This window comes from Elusimicrobiota bacterium, from assembly GCA_016788905.1.
Classification (GTDB): Bacteria; Elusimicrobiota; Elusimicrobia; order FEN-1173; family FEN-1173; genus JADKHR01.
Window position 1 is genome coordinate 61788 of the sequence record JAEURZ010000006.1, and the last position, 17335, is coordinate 79122.

Annotated in this window: 14 protein-coding genes; 11 read left to right on the top strand and 3 right to left on the bottom strand. The window is 55.0% G+C overall.

Annotation, left to right across the window (positions count from 1 at the left end; translation table 11 throughout):
• Positions 1–92 precede the first annotated feature (92 nt).
• From JNK54_03980 to JNK54_04005, 6 genes are all read left to right on the top strand, one after another.
• A complete protein-coding gene (locus JNK54_03980) occupies positions 93–587 on the top strand; it encodes a hypothetical protein (GenBank protein MBL8023425.1) in 495 nt (164 codons plus the stop codon).
• Positions 588–690: 103 nt separating this feature from the next.
• Positions 691–4230: a DNA polymerase III subunit alpha gene (dnaE, locus tag JNK54_03985; protein MBL8023426.1), complete on the top strand. Its 3540-nt coding sequence runs from the start codon at positions 691–693 to the stop codon at positions 4228–4230.
• 80 nt (positions 4231–4310) lie between these two features.
• Entirely contained in the window at positions 4311–5348 is a 1038-nt protein-coding gene (locus JNK54_03990; GenBank protein ID MBL8023427.1) for an aspartate-semialdehyde dehydrogenase, read from the top strand.
• Entirely contained in the window at positions 5321–6205 is an 885-nt protein-coding gene (gene rfbD, locus JNK54_03995; protein MBL8023428.1) for a dTDP-4-dehydrorhamnose reductase, read from the top strand. Before JNK54_03990 ends, rfbD begins: the two co-directional genes overlap by 28 nt.
• A 117-nt stretch (positions 6206–6322) precedes the next feature.
• Positions 6323–6538, top strand: a complete 216-nt coding sequence (locus tag JNK54_04000) for a helix-turn-helix domain-containing protein (protein ID MBL8023429.1) — start codon at positions 6323–6325, stop codon at positions 6536–6538.
• Between the two features lie 174 nt (positions 6539–6712).
• Entirely contained in the window at positions 6713–6934 is a 222-nt protein-coding gene (locus JNK54_04005) for a hypothetical protein (protein MBL8023430.1), read from the top strand.
• Between the two features lie 84 nt (positions 6935–7018).
• Here JNK54_04005 and JNK54_04010 read toward each other — a convergent pair whose 3' ends face one another.
• Positions 7019–7309, bottom strand: a complete 291-nt coding sequence (locus JNK54_04010; GenBank protein ID MBL8023431.1) for a translation initiation factor — start codon at positions 7307–7309, stop codon at positions 7019–7021.
• A gap of 79 nt (positions 7310–7388) precedes the next feature.
• Between JNK54_04010 and JNK54_04015 the strand changes: the two genes are divergently transcribed.
• The 4 genes from JNK54_04015 (at position 7389) to JNK54_04030 (ending at position 12924) form a co-directional block, all read left to right on the top strand.
• The gene (locus JNK54_04015) at positions 7389–7808 is read left to right on the top strand and encodes an EamA family transporter (GenBank protein MBL8023432.1); all 420 of its coding nucleotides are present in this window, start codon (positions 7389–7391) and stop codon (positions 7806–7808) included.
• A 66-nt stretch (positions 7809–7874) separates the two neighbouring features.
• A complete protein-coding gene (locus JNK54_04020) occupies positions 7875–8372 on the top strand; it encodes a YajQ family cyclic di-GMP-binding protein (protein ID MBL8023433.1) in 498 nt (165 codons plus the stop codon).
• A 23-nt stretch (positions 8373–8395) separates the two neighbouring features.
• Positions 8396–10729 (top strand): hypothetical protein, encoded by a 2334-nt coding sequence (locus JNK54_04025; protein ID MBL8023434.1) that lies wholly within the window; start codon positions 8396–8398, stop codon positions 10727–10729.
• Positions 10726–12924, top strand: coding sequence for a hypothetical protein (locus JNK54_04030; GenBank protein ID MBL8023435.1), 2199 nt, complete (start codon positions 10726–10728; stop codon positions 12922–12924). Before JNK54_04025 ends, JNK54_04030 begins: the two co-directional genes overlap by 4 nt.
• Here JNK54_04030 and JNK54_04035 read toward each other — a convergent pair.
• The gene (locus JNK54_04035; protein MBL8023436.1) at positions 12913–14130 is read right to left on the bottom strand and encodes a saccharopine dehydrogenase NADP-binding domain-containing protein; all 1218 of its coding nucleotides are present in this window, start codon (positions 14128–14130) and stop codon (positions 12913–12915) included. The genes JNK54_04030 and JNK54_04035 overlap by 12 nt on opposite strands.
• A 4-nt stretch (positions 14131–14134) precedes the next feature.
• Positions 14135–16255 carry an EAL domain-containing protein gene (locus JNK54_04040; protein ID MBL8023437.1) on the bottom strand — a complete coding sequence of 707 codons (2121 nt, stop codon included), beginning with the start codon at positions 16253–16255 and terminating at the stop codon, positions 14135–14137.
• A gap of 223 nt (positions 16256–16478) precedes the next feature.
• Here JNK54_04040 and JNK54_04045 point away from each other — a divergent pair, with 223 nt between their 5' ends.
• Positions 16479–17264, top strand: a complete 786-nt coding sequence (locus tag JNK54_04045) for an acyltransferase (protein MBL8023438.1) — start codon at positions 16479–16481, stop codon at positions 17262–17264.
• Positions 17265–17335: the final 71 nt, after the last annotated feature.

Sequence of the window (17335 nt, forward strand, 5' to 3'; positions counted from 1 at the left end):
TTTTGATCCGCAAGACCCGTCTCCTGTTCAGAGGTTGGATGTGCTAAACTCTTTCAGCCGCGAACAAGTGAACGCGAGCCTCGGAGGATCTCATGAAAAGATCGTTTTTATACAGTGCGTTGATGGCGGTGATCATTGGGGCTGGCGTTCACGCGGAGGAAGGGAAGAAGTGCCCCATGACAGGAGATTGCGAGACTCAAAAGGCCCAGAGGGTTGAGGCTCGGGTGGCCGAATTAAAAAAAGAATTGGGTTTGAGCGCGGAGCAAGAAACCAAAGTGAAGGCTACTTTGGAAGCCGCTATGACAAAGAAATGCGCCATCAATGAAGAATCCAGCGAAAAAGTCAGTGCCATAAAGGAATCGACATCCGCTGAGTTGAAAGGGATTTTGACCCCGGATCAACAGACCAAGTTCGATGCCATGTCCAAACCTTGCTGTGTTTTAGCGGGCCAAAAAGGACATACCTGCCCCTTGGTGGACAAGAAGGCTCCTTGTTGCGCAAAGGCGGGAGAGAAAGGGCACAAATGTCCAGTGAAAGAAAAGGCCGCCGCGTGTTGCCCCCACTTGGGAGAAAAGACAAAGAAATAGTTTTATTCCTTGTAGGATGTTTTAATCCCCCCGCTTCGGGATACGTCCCGTGGCGGGGGTTTTTTTAGGGGGATCAAGGAAAATAGTATAATGGCCCTTCCCCATGACCCCTGAATTCGTTCACCTTCATAATCATACCGAGTATAGTCTTTTGGATGGGGCGACCCGCCTCACGGACGAAAAAGGCAATCCTTCCGAGTTCATTAAATCCATGGCCGCGGCAAAATACCCAGCGCTGGCCATCACGGATCACGGTAATCTTTTCGGGGCCATCGAGTTTTACTCCGTTTGTACCGATGTGGGAATTAAGCCCATCATTGGCATGGAATCCTACATCGCACCGAATTCACGCTTGGACCGGCACGGCAGTCCTTCGGAAGCCTCCAACCACCTGACCCTCCTGGCGATGAATGAAACCGGGTATAAAAATCTCATGAAACTTTCCTCCCGGTCTTTCCTGGAGGGCTACTACTACAAGCCTCGGATCGATAAGGAAATTTTGGCTCAACACGCGGAAGGGCTGGTGGGACTTTCCGGGTGTTTAAAGGGGGAGGTCCCGAGCGCCCTTTTGGCGGATCGACCGGAAAAGGCCGAAAAGGCGCTGGACGCCTACCGACAAATTTTCGGGAAAGAGAACTTTTTTATCGAACTCATGGACCACGGTCTTGCCGACCAAAAAAAGGTGTTCCCTCGGTTGGTGGAGTTGGCTAAAAAGTTTGACGCTCCCCTGGTGGCCACCAACGATTGCCATTATTTCCGGAAAGAGGACAACCAGGCCCACGATGTTTTGCTCTGTATTGGGACCGGGAAAACCCTCGACGACCCGAAACGGCTTCGTTACGCGGCGCCGGAGTTTTATTACAAGTCGTCCGCCGAGATGTTGCAGGTGTTCGGGGAAGTTCCCCAGGCACTGAAAAATACCCTGGCCATCGCGGAACGGGCCCATTTGGAAATGAAATTCAATCAGATCCTCCTTCCTCGCTATGACGTGCCCGTGGGCGATTCCCCGGAGAGCTATTTGGAAAAGCTCTGTCTGGAAGGCCTCAAAAAACGAATGGGTCACATCCGGCCCGACTACAAGACGCGGCTGGATTACGAACTGGGCATTATTCGCAAAATGGGGTTTGCCACCTACTTCCTGATCGTCTGGGATTTTATCCGCTACGCCCGCACCCAGGGTATCCCCGTGGGGCCGGGCCGTGGGTCGGGCGCGGGGGCGTTAACGGCGTACGCGTTGTCTATTACGAACATCGACCCCATTACAAACGGTCTCCTCTTCGAGCGGTTCTTGAACCCTGAACGGCGCTCCATGCCGGATTTGGACATTGACTTCTCCGATGACGGTCGTGAAAAAGTCATTGCCTATGTCCGCCAAAAATATGGGGAAGCCTGTGTGGCCCAAATTATTACCTTCGGTTCCATGTTGGCACGTTCGGTGGTGCGGGACGTGGGGCGCGTGTTGGGGATCCCTTTACCGGAAGTCGATCGGGTGTGCCGCTTGATCCCGAAGGAATTGGGAACCACCCTTCACAGCGCACTGGGCGCTGTGACGGAGTTGCAGCAACTGACGAAAACAGATCCCCAAGTGAAACGGCTCTTGGACCTGGCCCAACGATTGGAGGGGCTCAAGCGTCACACTGGTGTGCACGCGGCGGGGACCATCATTGCCGCGGGGGAGCTGACGGAGCACGTCCCTCTGGCCAAAGGGTCACGGGACGTGGTCACCACTCAATACAATGATGAAGGCCTTCTGAAGCTGGGGCTTTTGAAAGTGGACTTCCTCGGTCTGCGCACGTTGTCCGTGATCCGGGACGCGGTCACCCTTGTACGGGCCCGTCACGTGCCGGATTTTGATATTGATAAAATTCCCGTGGATGACCCGGCCGCCTTTAAACTTCTGGCCCAAGCGAAAACCGCGGGAGTGTTTCAATTGGAATCCGGTGGGATGCGCGACCTTCTTCGCAAACTGAAGCCCACCACCCTTTCGGACGTGACCGCGTTGATTTCTCTTTATCGTCCGGGTCCCATGGGATCGGGCATGTTGGACGAATTCGTATCCCGCAAACACGCCCGGTCGAAAGTTCGTTTTGACCATCCCTCTTTAGAACCTTTATTGGCCGACACCTACGGGATTATTGTTTACCAAGAACAGGTCATGCAGATCGCCCAGGTTTTGGCCGGGTACACGCCCGGGCAGGCCGACGTGCTTCGGAAAGCCATGGGCAAAAAAATCCCCGAAATCCTTCAACAACAGAAAGAAACTTTTATGAAAGGCTGTGCAGAGAAAAAGGTCGAAAAAAAGATTGCGGAAAAAGTTTTCGACCTGGTCGTTCAGTTCGGGGGATACGGGTTCAACAAAAGTCACGCCTCGGCCTACGGGTTGGTGAGTTACCAGACCGCTTTTTTGAAAGCCAATTTCCCGGTGGAATTTATGACGGCCCTCCTGACTTCGGAAATCGGTCATTCGGCTCTTGGATCCAAGGAAGTGGAATCTAAATTGGTTATTTATATGGGGGAATCCCAGGACATGGGGATTCTCATTCTTCCCCCCGATGTTCAGAAATCCGAGGACGATTTTTCCGTGGAAAGTCCCCCCGAGCAAAAAAAGACTCCCGCCATTCGGTTCGGACTGGTGGCGGTGAAGAACGTCGGGGAGGGGGCGGTCGCGTCTGTTTTGGAAGCCCGCCGGGGGGGGCCGTTCCATTCCCTTGGGGATTTTTGCTCCCGGGTGGACACCCGTCAAGTCAACCGTAAGGTTTTGGAATCGCTCATTAAGGCGGGGGCGTTTGATGGGTTTCGTCCGGTGTTGGGGGAAGAGAGTGACGCGGTTCGGATGCCGGAACTCTGTCGCTGGCGGGCCCAACTCTTGTTTGATGTGGATGGAGCCCTCAGCCGTTCCTCGAGTGCGCGGGAAGAGGCGTCCGTGGGCCAAGGGGCCCTTTTTGACATGGGAACCGTGGCCCAGGCCAAACCCGCTCCTCGGTCGAACGGGGCCGCGCCGGTTGTGGCCCCCTGTTCCGAACACGAACTTTTAGCGAATGAAAAAGAAGTGCTTGGGTTTTACTTGTCCGGCCATCCGCTGGCGCGCTTTCGCAAAGAACTTTCCAGTTACACCACCCACACTCTCGGGACGTTGCCGGAATCCGGAACCGTTCGTGTGGCGGGAATGATTGTGAACACGAAAAAGACCATCACGAAAAACGGGAACGCCATGAGCCGTTTTAAGTTAGAGGATTTGGATGGAGAATTGGAATGTGTTGTTTTCCCGAAGACGTATACCCCGGACGTCGCCAAAGTGTTGGTGGCCCATGAAATGGTGGTGGTGAAAGGCCGTGTGGAACTTCGGGCGGACGACAAAAATTTGCTGGTGGAAGAAGTGGTGGCGCTTAAAGAGTCCCGGGCCCGGTTCGTTAAACGGTTGGTTCTCAAACTCGCGACGGCGGGCCTCGAGGACGAACTGGTCGGAAAGATCCATAAAATTTGTGCGGGACATCCTGGCCCTTGTCGGGTGTGTTTCGAACTGGACACCCCAACGCATGGGGCTTTTCGGCTGGTTTCGGATTGTGCCGTGGCCCCCACGGACGGGCTTCTGACGGAACTCCAAAACCTTGTGGGGAGAGACCGCGTCGAATTGCAGGCCTAACCTCCACCGATTCCCATTTTGTATAATCGTCGTCGGCGGCCTTGGGGTGCGCCTTTTTTTATTTAAGGAGGAAGAGACCCGTGAAGGACTATTGTGTGGCGGTGGTGGGGGCTGGGGCGGTGGGGGTCGAGATGGTTCGACTTTTGAAGAAACGTGGATTTCCCATGAACGAATTACGGGTTTTGGCCCGGAGCGAACGAACGTTGGTGGTGGATGGGGAGACCTATCCGGTTCGGGTAACCACGCCTGAGGCTTTTGCGGGGGTGGACGTGGCCCTTTTTGCGGGAACTGAGGGAGAGAAAGGGGCGGCCGTGACCTTTGGGAAAGAGGCCATTTCCCGTGGGGCGGTGGTCATTGATAATGGGGCGGATTTTCGAATGGACCCCCAAGTTCCTCTCGTGGTCCCTGAAGTCAATGGGGACGCGCTGAAAAATCATCGGGGAATCATTGCCAATCCCAATTGTACGACGGCGGTCCTTTTAATGGGATTGGCTCCTTTGCATCGGGTGTTTGGTGTCAAACGTGTTGTCGTGTCCACCTATCAGGCTGTCTCGGGCGCGGGTGGGAAAGCGATTGAGGCTCTTCGGGATCAGGCCCAAAAAGTTTTGGATGGACAGGAAATAACCGATTTGGGTGGGTTTCCCAATCTCATTGCGTTTAACGTTCTCGCCAACAATTGGAAGATTGAAGAGAAGGGTTATTCCAATGAAGAATGGAAAGTGATTAAGGAAACACACAAGATGCTCGACCCTGAAATTCAAGTGTCCGTTACAACGGTTCGGGTGCCCACGGCCATTGGCCATGGGGAATCCGTGTGGATCGAAACAGAAAAACCGATCTCGGCCGAATCGGCCCGTGCTGTTCTGATGAAGGCGCCCGGGGTCCGTGTGGTTGACGAGGATTCTCCTCTTGACGGGGTGGCGTGTCCCATGCCTATTTTGGCCGCGGGTCGGGAAGAGACATTGGTGGGGCGAATTCGGGGAGACCTCTCCAGCGATAACGCCTTGTCCTTCTGGGTGGTGGGTGACAACTTGTGGAAGGGCGCCGCGCTTAACGCCATCCAAATTGCGGAGACTCTCATCGCTAGGGGATGGCTAAAACCAATTCCCACCCCATGAAGGTGCTTCTGTTGGGGGCCCAGGGGCAATTGGGTACCGAGCTTGTTCGAACAAATCCTGGACACGACCTTCACGCGCACACCCGCGCCGAGGCCGACCTCACGGAGGAACGTTCCCTCGTCGACTGTGTTCGTTTGGAGGCTCCGGAAGTGGTGGTCAATACCGTGGCCTTTAATCAAACAGAACGGTGTGAAACGGAACCTCATGCCGCATGGGTGGTGAACACACTTGTCCCACGAACCTTGGCCCGGGTTTGCGGCGAAGTGGGGGCTCGGCTGGTTCATTTCTCAACTGATTTTGTTTTTGATGGAACCAAAGGGTCTCCTTACGTTGAATCCGACGCGCCCCACCCGATCAATGTTTACGGCCTTACAAAATATGGGGGAGAACGGTTTGTTCTCGCCGCATCCGGGCGCAACCTGGTCTGCCGGACGGCGGGACTTTACGGGAAAGTGGGGTCTCGGATCAAAGGGGGAAACTTTGTTCAAGCGATTCTTTCCCGTGCGGAGAAGGGGGAACCCCTTCGGGTGGTGAACGATATTTCCCTGTCGCCCACTTCCGCTGAGGATTTGGCGGCCCAAACGTGGGCGCTCGTGGCCCAATCGGCGGCCGGCGGGGTGTATCATATGACCAACACGGGGGGGTGTACATGGTTTGAGTTCGCTCAAGTGATTCTTCAGGCCCGTGGCCTCTCCGCCAACCTTTCCCCTATTCCTTCGACCCAATGGCCCAGTATCATGCGGCGATCCCCCGACACGCGACTGGTTTCCGAACGACTTTCTTCCCTTGGGATCAAACCCCTCCGTTCTTGGCGTGAAGCCCTCACTTCCTATTTAAAACAAACGGTCTCTTCCTAAAACAACGACCCGGTTCTAGAAATCACTCCCTGGGAAAAGATGGAAAATAGTCTTTGACTTTCCTAGCCTGATTTTTCAATATATCCGAGTCGACGATGACGGAGAGAGGCTCGAAAAATGAACCCAAATTCTGGGCACTGCGCTAAAGAGGTCATGGACATCCGGGAGCTGTCTGGGTATCTGGGTATTGGAAAATCAAAGATTTATGGACTCATCCGTCAGCGCAAGATCCCCGCTTCTCTTATTGGTCGTCAATACCGGTTTTCAAAAGAAGTGATCGATTCTTGGTTACGGGAAAGTTTGATCACCCATCCGACTGAACCTCAGGGATGATTGTTTGAGAAGCGACCCTGATTTTTATGCTTTTTGTCGACGGTGGAGGGGGGGACCGTCGGTCGACGGAAGAGAGCGTTCCTATCGACGGAAACACCCCTTGCAATTTTTTTCTAAAATGCTACAGTGTGGTCCCGAGAGGGAATATATTGTTAAAACAGGGAGGTGACTCACATGGCACAAAAAGTCGCGAAAGCTGGAATCAAAAGAGAAGATGGGTTTCTTTACTTCATCGACAAAGAGGGTGATGTATCCCGGGCGAAAATGGCCCGTGGTGGAAAAAAAGGTGGCAAACCTCAAAAAGTGACAAAAGTGGGCGTTAAAAAAGAGAAAGGCTTCCTGTATTTCCTGGACAAACAGGGGGACGTCTCTCGCGCCAAGATGGTCCGCCGCTAAACGGCAGACTCTCCGTGCGCCTTTGGCGTACGGACTCATTGACGCAGGGCGCGGGGGCTTTTTCGGTCCCTTTTCCAGCGTCTTTCAAGAACCCCGCTCTCCTCCATTAGGTCCACCTAAGGAGGGGGGCGGGGTTCGTCCTTTGCCCAGAATAACTCCGAGGGAGAAAAGAAGGGGTGGAAGTCGTTCCCGTTGGTCCCCTTGCAATTCCAGAACCCCCTCTTTCAGGGCGCCTCCCGTGCCTAATTTTTTCTTTAATGTAGAAAGGAGGGATAATTTTCCTTCCGGGTGCATCCGGAGGCCAGACACAAGCGTTACCATTTTCCCTCCACGACCCGATTTTTCAAAACGGAGGGATACGAGATCCGTTGTCATGGGGTTATTTTTCCAAAAAAGACCTGAACCCGCAACGACGTAAACCATAAACTTTCTGGATTTCCTAAAATACCTATCCATGAATTCATTTTCATTAGCGATAATGGCTGCTTTTTTTTGGGGGTTGTCGGCCATCATAGAGAAGTGGGGACTTCGTCACGTGGATCCGGCGGCCGGGGTTGTGGCGCGAACCTTGGGTGTTCTCCTGGGGATCATGGTTTTTATGGCCGTTTCACCCGACCTCCCTCGACGGTTTTTGGAGATGGACGGGCGAGCGAAACTGGCTTTGATGGGGGGGGGCTTTTTGGCCAGTGTGGTGGCCCAGATGTTTTTTTATCGCGCCTTGAAGATCGGTGACGTGGGGCGCGTGGCGGCGGTGGGGGGGGCCTGGCCAGTTTTTGCTTTCGCGTTAAGCATTTTGATTTATCACGAATCGCTCACACGTGGGAAACTCTTGGGGGTTCTTCTCGTAACGGTAGGTGTGTTTTTATTGAAATAGGTTCGACGGATATCGGGGTGTCCCCGGGATCCTCTGAAGACGAAAACAAACAATCGGAGGTTTAAGATGGCACAAGAATTTTCGTTCGATGTGGTAAGCAAAGTGGATCTGCAGGCCATGGATAACGCGGTGAATTCGGCCCTACGGGAGATCACCACCCGGTTCGATTTTAAGGGAAGTGTGAGTCGGATGGAGCTGGATAAAAAAGCGGAGACCCTAACGCTTTATTCGGACAATGAGGGAAAGTTGAAAAGCGTGGTGGACATCCTTCAAAACCGTTTGGTGAAGCATGCTCTTTCGTTAAAAGGATTGGACTACGGTCCCGTTCTCGCCGCCGAAGGAGGAACCGTTCGTCAGGTGGCCAAAATCGTCCAAGGGGTGGCTTCCGAGAAGGCTAAGGAAATGGTTCGGGCCATTAAAAACGCCAAACTCAAAGTTACGCCATCGATTCAGGGGGACCAATTGCGGGTTACGGGGAAGTCCAAGGACGACCTTCAATCCGCCATGGCTCTCTTGAAGGGGCAAGATTTTGGTTTAGCCCTTCAGTTTGTGAATTTTCGGTAGGCGTTTCTGACGGACGTTTCCTCATGCCGAATCCCCCGCTGAAGCGGGGTCTCTGGATCCTGGTTCTGGGGGTCCTTGTGGCTCTGATTTCAGGGGTCCTCTATTTCCTTCATGTGGTTTTGGTTGATGATCGCCAAATCCCTTTTCCTCCCTCTGGGAAGGATTCCCCTCCCCTTCTCCAACAAAGTTTTTTGAATTGGACCCATTTCTTCCCAGCGGATAGTCCTTCCTCAAAGACAATTTCAGGAGATCAGTTCCCCCCCCTTGTGATCAAGCATCCCGAAGTGAATTTTCGCTGGGTGGATGAAAAGTCTGGTGTGGCTCAGGTGACACTGGTTGACCCACCCGGCCAAACGCGGTTGTTCGCCCTTGTGGCGGAGGCCGGGAGCTCCTATATTTGGACGGGAAAACTTAGACCGGGGACCGTCCTTGAATTTCGCACCGGAATTCTTTCGGAAGGGGTTACGTTCCGATTTCGTATCGACCTAGAGGATGAAAAGGGTCAATTCCACCCGTTGTATTCTCAATTCTCTCGTGCTCTTTCTTCCCTATCCACGGACCGGTGGGTCAACAGGCTTCCAGCCTATTGCCGTGCCCTGATGCGGAACAGGGGGGCAAGGGATGCTCAATGGACTCCCGCCCGTGTCGACCTTTCGGCATGGGCGGATCGTAACGTTCATCTGTTTTTGCGGGTGGAGGCTCCCCACGAGACTTCCTTGTCCAACCGTGGCCTGGCTTTTTGGGGGGGGCCGGTCCTTCAGTTTCCCGCCGTTGAGATGCAATCCGTTCGGCGACGGACCTCCCAGTCTCTTCCTGAGAAAGATGTTGTTCTCGCTGTGCTGGAAACGACCCCTGATCAGACGGGAGCTCCGGACATCGTTTTTGGAAAAGATTTCACCCGTTTTGAAGATTTCCTCCGGAGGTCAACCCTCTTTTCTCGGTTCTACACGGTGGACACCCGTTTGCCGGAATCTCTCCGAGGACTTCTTTTTCCTTCTTCCGTACCCTGGCCGACCCTCTTGCAGGAGCGGGGTTACCAGACGGTTGCGGTCGGCGCGTTCACTGAAGAGATGATGTCGGTTCTCTCGGAAGCAGGATTTGATGAAATTCATCAGGTGCCTCATAACGGAGAGGATTCCGTTCGCGCGGCGGGCCGCGCGGTGGAATGGGTGAGAGACCGGGGGCGACGACCACGCTTGATTTTGGTTTTTTTTCGCGATATGCCTTTGAACCGAATTTCCCCTGTTCGCTTTTGGTCGTTTTCCATCAGCCATTTCCCCTGGTCTTCCGTGCGTTGGGTCCTGTGGCGCCGGGCCAGCGATGCTTCCTATCGGGATGATTATGTGGGTCGATTGATGGAGGAATTGGATCCTGAGGCTGTGGTGGGCATGGTCTCTTTACGGGGTGTGGTTCAGGAACCCACCCCGGTGCGTTGGTCTGAAACGGAACGCCGGGGGAAAGTGTTTCTCGATGATATGGGGATGGGACTTCGCGAAAGCGAAATTCGAACCCTGTTTGCTCTCCGTCACGACGCGCGTTTGGGACCCCAGCTTCAACGTGCCCCCGGGCAGAGCGTGAATGTGGGGCCTCTCCTTTTAAGTGCCCTCGACATCCCTCTTTCGACCGAAAAGCGGCGTCCCTCAATAAGAGGAAAGTCCACCCTGAGGGAGGATGCCACGGACCCCTGGTTGGTACGCTCTCCGTGGGCCAAGGCGGTGATTGTGGACAGCCGTTTCAAATACATTCGGCATGGCCCTCCCCGTGTGCACACCGTCAAGCGATGGGGACGCCCCGTCCAGAGGCGGTGGACCGATTTCCCGGCGGAAGAAGTTTTTGATCTTTGGAGTGATCCCGAAGAACAGCACAATCTTGTTCGCTCGCGGCGTCATCTGTTGGCTCGCCTGAGGGACGTGATGGAGGATTTGGCCCCAGATCCTGTGGATATCCGGTTCGGGTTCCTCAATCCGAAGGGGGATCGGTTGCGGGGCGTGGTCACCTGCTCAGGGGGAAAACTCGTGAAGGTGGGGGGGACTTTTCCTTTCGAGCATCGCGGGGATTATGAATTTTCATTTTCAACGGATTTGTCTTCCGGGACGTTCACGTTCGGGACTTTTCCTCCCGACTCTTCCTACAGTTTCCGTTTTCATGTGAACGGACGTCCCCTCCCTTCAAGTCAACTTCTCGTTTCTCGATGGGGGTTGCCGTTTTTTGAATCGACATGGAACGAGTGGCATGACAAAACAAATTTCGGCTGGATGGAAGGGTGGGCCCCCCCTCCCGCTTCGCTCTCCCCAGTGGGTTCGCTGGGGCGGGTTCCTTTGACGGGGAATGAAGGCAGCGGAACGGAACTTCCATGACATGGCAAGGGGCATTGAAAGGATCACCGGACCTTCTCAAAGGATGGGTTTTAGCCAGTGGGCGGGACGCCGTGGCCAGTACGCGGGCTTCTATTGTTTCTACCGAAGGACGGGCCGGGATCACGGTTTTTGTCGCCTTATGGGTGATGGGACGGCTCACGGCTGGGGGATGGAGTGTCTGGGGGCCTGAACTGGGCGGCGACATTCTTCCCATTGTTTCGAGCTGGTACCCGGGGGAGCGGGTTCTGGGTCAGGTGATCCTCTTTGTATCCCATGTTTTTTTGGGGGTCCTTTGGGGTGGAATCGTTAAGAATTGTTGGGGTGGAATTCGTCACTTTTGGCCCCGGGTGGGGGCCGACCGGTTTACCCCCTGGACGGTGGGAGTGACGTCCGGGGTCCTCATCCTCTGTTTTCATGGGGCCTGGTTGCTTAGGGACCTGTCCCGCCATCCGGCGCTTTATCAAGAAACCCTATTGGCCCCACACCGTTTCGGTTGCTGGCTCCATGGGATTTCTTTTGGAGTGATGTTATCCCACCTGAATGGACTTGTGGTTATTGGGATGGGGCTCGTTCTGGGTGTCGCGTTCTTCCATTTAATCGATCAGGTTTTTTCATGGTTTATGAAATTTTCCCGTCCGACCCGTGTGGCGATTGGAGTTTTGGGAGGGGCTTTGGTGCTGTTCGCGTTGGGAATCCGCTTTGTGGTGTGGACTCAGGACACGCACAACGAGGGGCCGAACTTGATTTTCATTTCCATCGATGGGTTGCGGGCAGACCATTTGAACCAAATCCCCGAAAGTGGGCCAGGGTCTACCGTTCGTTGGAACCGTGGTTTGGCCCGCGCGGTGCCTCCTTCCAACGGGTTGCCCACGACCCTCGCCACGGCCTTATCGGGCCGCTCTCCACTCCGGCATGGGGTTCGACACGATTTCCCTTCCAGCATGGACACCGCTCCTGATCCGGAGAGTCTCCCCGGGTGGCTACGGCAGAACGGCTGGACCACGGTCCTCTTGGCCGATGGGCCCGGGGACTACCTGGCACGAATGGGCGACGGGTTTGATGTGTCCCGCGTGGCGCCCCGTGGTTTAGGGGCGCGCTTTTTTCGCCGACAGATAGAGAGATCCCCCCATTTATTGCCATACCTTTCGGGACGGTTGGGGCGTCGGATCCCTTTTCTCAGGGGATCTCCGTTTTTGTCAGACCCCCATATTCTTGTTCGGGAAATGGGGGATGTTTTGGGCGTGCTTCGAAAACAACCCCGATTTTTCCTCTGGGCACATTTTTCGTCGCCCGGTCCTCTGGTTCCAGTGGTTTCCCCTGGGGCGGCGAAACGTTTGGTGGCGGACGGGACGGGGTTTTTCCGTCGTCCTGGAGAGGGCTGGTCGGGGGACCCTCTCGCGGGATCCGATTGGCCTCGCGTGAAGCGGCTGTATGAAGAAAATCTCAAAGAAGTTCTGGGTTCACTTGAGCGCTTGGTTCAATCGTTGAAGGATCGTGGATTGGACCGAACGACAACGGTAATGCTTTGGTCGCCGCGACCCGCACTCTTATCCGCTGAAGAAGAAGCCGACGCTCGCGCCCTCAAGGGGCCCTCTTTTTTTGAGGCTCCTTTGACGGCGGTTTCCTTGGATCCGCGTTCGGGGGGGGCTCTGTTTTCAGGTTTGGGGCGGACGGTGGATGTGGCCCCAACCGTGGCGCGGCTTTTGGGTCTGCCCCCCTCCCCCGGGTGGGAGGGGGTTTCCTTAACGGAGGAGTTTCCTCGTGGGGAGCAGGGAATCATTTATTCGGAAACATCTTCGATTCCCTTTGTCCAGGTATCATCAGGCGCGGCTTCGGTGGTTCCCCTTTTGGTGGAGGATCGGGAGGCGGCTGGGCATCTCCGGGTGCGTCCGGCCTGGGAAGATCCTCTCCTCATTTTTCGGGATCGCGCGATGCAATGGGGGAACGAACGTCTTGTTTATCACCCAGAAAAGACCGGAGTTTCCTTTGACTATTACAACTTAACAGAGGATCCGGAGGCGCGAAAGAATTTAGCCGAGACCCGTTCCGGGAAGGCCCGTGTTCGGGTTCTTCGTGAAGTATTTTTCCGCTATTTGTCTCAGGAATCTGGGTGGCGTCCGCAAAACGATTTCTGGATTCCTGAGGCTTTCCTGCGGGAAGAATGGGAGGAGGATCTTTCCCTATTAAAGAGGTAAGGACGCGGCGTCCTGGAGAGGGAGGGGGCCTGTGTCTCGAATTCGGAGGCCTCGTTTTTGGACAGCGTCCAGGTAAATCGAAGGGGGGAACGCACGTTCCAAGGGGGCCACTCCCAAAACTCGAACGGTTCTCGACACCAGCATCTCAAGGGCAATCGCGGCTGGGAAGGCGGTGGCCCGTTGCATGGCGGAAAACCCCGTGAGGGGATCTTCGAATTCCAATACCTCATACACTATTTCCGTCGGTTGTCTCGCCCGCGTTCCTCTTACCGTTACTTGTAAAATGACCATATCCCGAACCTCCGGGTGGGAGAGGCGGTCTTGAGCCAACGCCAAAAAAAGGTGTTGGGGAATGACAGGGTTCCCATCCACAACGATGGATTTTTCATCGAGAAGCCCCAGTTGCTTGAGGGCGAGTATCTTGTCGAAATGTCCGGGATATCGGAGTGTCTTAGAGCTGTAACGCCGGACTCTCCCTTCGTAGGTCCACGGGGCGGTGGAAGTGGCCCCGGCGGTGACGAAGGCTTCCAGGGTTCCTATGGGAGCCGGAAAGACAATTTCTTCTTTTTCTGAAAACGCCTGTACCTGTGTCACCTGACCATTTGTCAGCTGGATGGCTGTTCCGAAATAGTTTTTCAGCATCCCTTCCAGGTTAAATACTTTTTTATACCCGAGGGGGGGGGTGTCGTGTTCGGGGAGGCCGCCACAGAGAATTTTGACCTCTTCCACTCGATCCATAAGCGAAATCCCTTGGGCCGCCAAACTGTTACAAAGTCCAGGCGCGAGACCGCAATCGGGGGTTAGCGCAATGCCCATCTTTTGGGCAGGACGGTCCAGGCGTAAAATGTCCTGGGTGGTTTCAAAATGGCCCCCGAAATCCACATAGTGGGCCCTGGCGGCGATGGCGGCACGGGCCACCGCTAAATTCAATGAACACGGGAGAGCGCTCAAGACACCGTCATGCCCACGCATCGCGTTGTAGAGGTCGGATTCGCGACGGGCGTCTAGTGCGACGGTGGTGAAGCGTGGCGGTCGGGTCCCCCGAGCGGTGAGGAGTTTTTTTATTCGCTGGGCGCCCGCGCGCGCGGCGGGGAAAGACGCGTCGGCTAGGGTTAATCGCGCGGTATCCCCGTTGAGCGCCAGATCAAAAGCCGCGGCGACTCCCATGGGGCCTGCGCCTAAAACGATATAGGATTTCCCGGCCATAGGTCTACGTCTTTTTCGGAAGAAGAGGGGTGATGTCTTTGGAGGGCATCGGACGACCGAGTAGATAGCCCTGGGCTTCTTCACACCCGTGATCTTTTAAGAATCTTAACTGATCTTCAGTTTCAACGCCTTCGGCGACAACCGTTAACCCCAGGCTGTGGGCAATGCCTATGATGGCGTGGGTAATGGCGGTGTTGTCCTTCACTTTCGGGACTCCTTGAACGAAACCACGATCGATCTTTAATGAGTTTAAAGGGAAAAGCCGAAGACAACTGAGGGACGAATACCCCACGCCGAAATCGTCGATGGAAATGCGGACACCCATCTCGCGTAAACTGCGAAGCAGTTTAACAGATTGGTCCACGTCATGCATAGCGGCCCCTTCCGTTATTTCAAGTTCCAGGGTATACCCCAAGGACGATATTTTGGTGAGGGCGGTGCCGAAAAGGGAGAGAACGTTTTGCTGTTGGAATTGTCGGGGGGACACGTTGACGGCGATCCCCACGGGGGCCCGACCCGCTTGGTGCCACGCTTGCGCTTGTTCGCAGACCCCGTTCAACACCCAATCGCCTAAGTTGAGGATCAACCCGGTTTCTTCAGCAACGGGAATAAATTCAAGAGGAGACACCATCCCTCGCTGGGGATGGTTCCAACGGATCAAGGCTTCGAGGCGAATGAGACGGGCGTCTGGAATGCTGAAAATGGGTTGATAATAAAGTTCCAATTCCCCCCGCGCGGCGGCGCGGCGGAGTTCGGTTTCGATCCGAAGTTTGGAGACCAAGCGCGAATAGGTTTCACGACTGAACAATTCCTGGCAATTTTTTCCACTCTGTTTGGCCCGTTGCATGGCGCTTTCCGCTTCGTTAAGGAGCCCTTCCGGGGTTGAGGCATCGGGGCTGTTCAGTGTAATTCCGAGGCTGGCGGTGACGCTGACTTCTTCGGGGCCCACATCGCAGGGGGTGGAAATTAAATCCCGCATTCGGTCAGCGAAGACCACCGCCGAACGATCGTTGGGAATGCCATCCAAAAGGATAGCGAACTCATCGTCCCCGAGTCGTGCCACCGTGTCTCCCGCGCGCGCGAAGGATCTCAACCGTGCCGCCACCGCTTGAAGAAGAAGATTGGCGGGCTCATGGCCCAGCCGTTCGTTCAATGAACTGAACCGATCCAAGTCGATGTAAATGACCGCGATGAGGTAACCGGCCTGACGTTTGACGCGGTCCAACACATTGCTCAGCCGATCCATGAAAAGTGTTCGATTGGCTAGGCCTGTCACTTTATCGTGGAATCCCTCATGGCGAAGCTGTTCTTCAGCTTCCTTGCGAGAGGTGATATCGGTTTGGGACCCCACAAGGCGGTACGTCGTTCCGTTTCCATCCCGAACGGCAATCCCGCGTGTCGACACCCACCGGTAGGTGTTGTCCCGGTGGCGGATGCGGTATTCGATTTCCAAGGTGTCATTTCCGGCTTCCCCCAGATGGATGAGCGCCCTCTTCACCAAATCCAAATCGTCGGGGTGGAGCCGATCCCACCATACGTTTGGGAGGTTATCCAGTTCTCCATCGTTATAACCCAAGATGCTTTTCCAGCGGGGGGACAAGTAAATGCGGTTGGTCGGGAGGTTCCAATCCCAGAGACCGTCATTCGCAGCGCGGGCCGCTAAGGCATAACGTTCTTCGGATGACTTAAGGGCCTCCAACGCCGTTTTCCGGGCGGTCATGTCGCGAATGAGAACGATGGTCTGGTCGTGTTTCGTGGGGCGGAGCCGCGCCTCGTAATAAACCAGACCACCGTTCAGCAAAAAAGCGAATTCAAGGGTGGTGGTGGTGAGGCTCTTCCGGGCGCGGGTCAAGGATTCTTGGAAACGGCGTCCAATCTCGGTGTTGGGGAATTCAGCGAGCGTTTTCCCGATCCACTGTTTCGCGGGGCTTCCCATTTCGGCCAGGGCGGCCCCACTGGCTTCCACGATCATTCCGGTTTGGGTCACCACAAAAAAAACATCGGGAAACGTTTCGAAAATAGTTTGAATATGGGAACTGCGTTTGGCGATTTCCCGCGTGTGGTAATCGGCGTTCCGTTCAAGGCGATTTTGGTTTTTCTCTTGTTCCCAGAGAGCGTCGTTCACAGTGCGTACGAATTTTCGCCACAGAACCCCTGCGGTCCCGTTCCTCTCTTGGAGGAGCCTTTTGTGTTGAGATTTGAGTACCTTGTGCAGTTTGGCCACGTGAAATCCAGTTCCTTTTCGGGGGCCCACGGAATCGAGGTTTCTTTCTGGGGTCCGAACGTTCTATACTCTCTTATCCCCGAATCCGATCAAAATCAAGGGGGAGAAAAGGGAATCCGTCTTTATGCGAATCGCGGTCGTTCAAACCCATCCTGAACGGGGTCAGGCGCTCAAGAACATGGAGCGAGCCAGGGCGCTTATGGTCCCGACCTTTGCGGAAATTTACGTCCTCCCGGAACTGGCCTTTTCGGGCTACAACTTTTCCACGGGGGAAGAAATCGCCCGTTTGGCGGAACCCCTTTCGGGCCCCACCGCAGCTTTTTGGACAGAATTTTGCCGGACCCGCAAGACCCATGTGGTGTATGGATTCCCTGAACAGGTGGGGAATAAGCTCTCTAATTCGGCCGCCCTGGTCGGGCCCTCCGGGGTGGTGGGGGTGTACCGGAAAATTCACCTCTTTGGCCGGGAAAAGATTTTTTTCTCTCCCGGGGAGGAAGGCTTTGCCGTTTGGGACATCGCGGGTCTGCGTGTGGGACTCCTCATTTGTTTCGACTGGTATTTCCCCGAATCGGCCCGCACCTTGGCCTTGGCCGGCGCCGATATCCTTCTTCATCCTTCCAATTTGGTCCTGCCCCATTGCCCAACGGCCATGGTTACCCGCTGTTTGGAGAACAAAGTTTTTGCCGCGACCTCTGACCGGGTGGGAACCGAGGCGGGGGGAGATGGCCCGCTCACCTTCATTGGGCAGAGCCAAATTGTCAGCCCAAGGGGTGAACTTTTGGCTCGGTTGGGGGGGCAAGAAGAATCCGTGGCCGTGGCAGACATTGACCCCGCTCTCTCCCGGGACAAGAGGCTCTCCTCGGGGAACGACCTTTTTTCCGAACGGCGACCGACCCTTTATTCTCTCTGATCCCCTGTTCGCGGCCCTCCGGGAAGCCGATTATTGTAAAATTCCTTTGAATCTCATTGTGTTGTACGGTG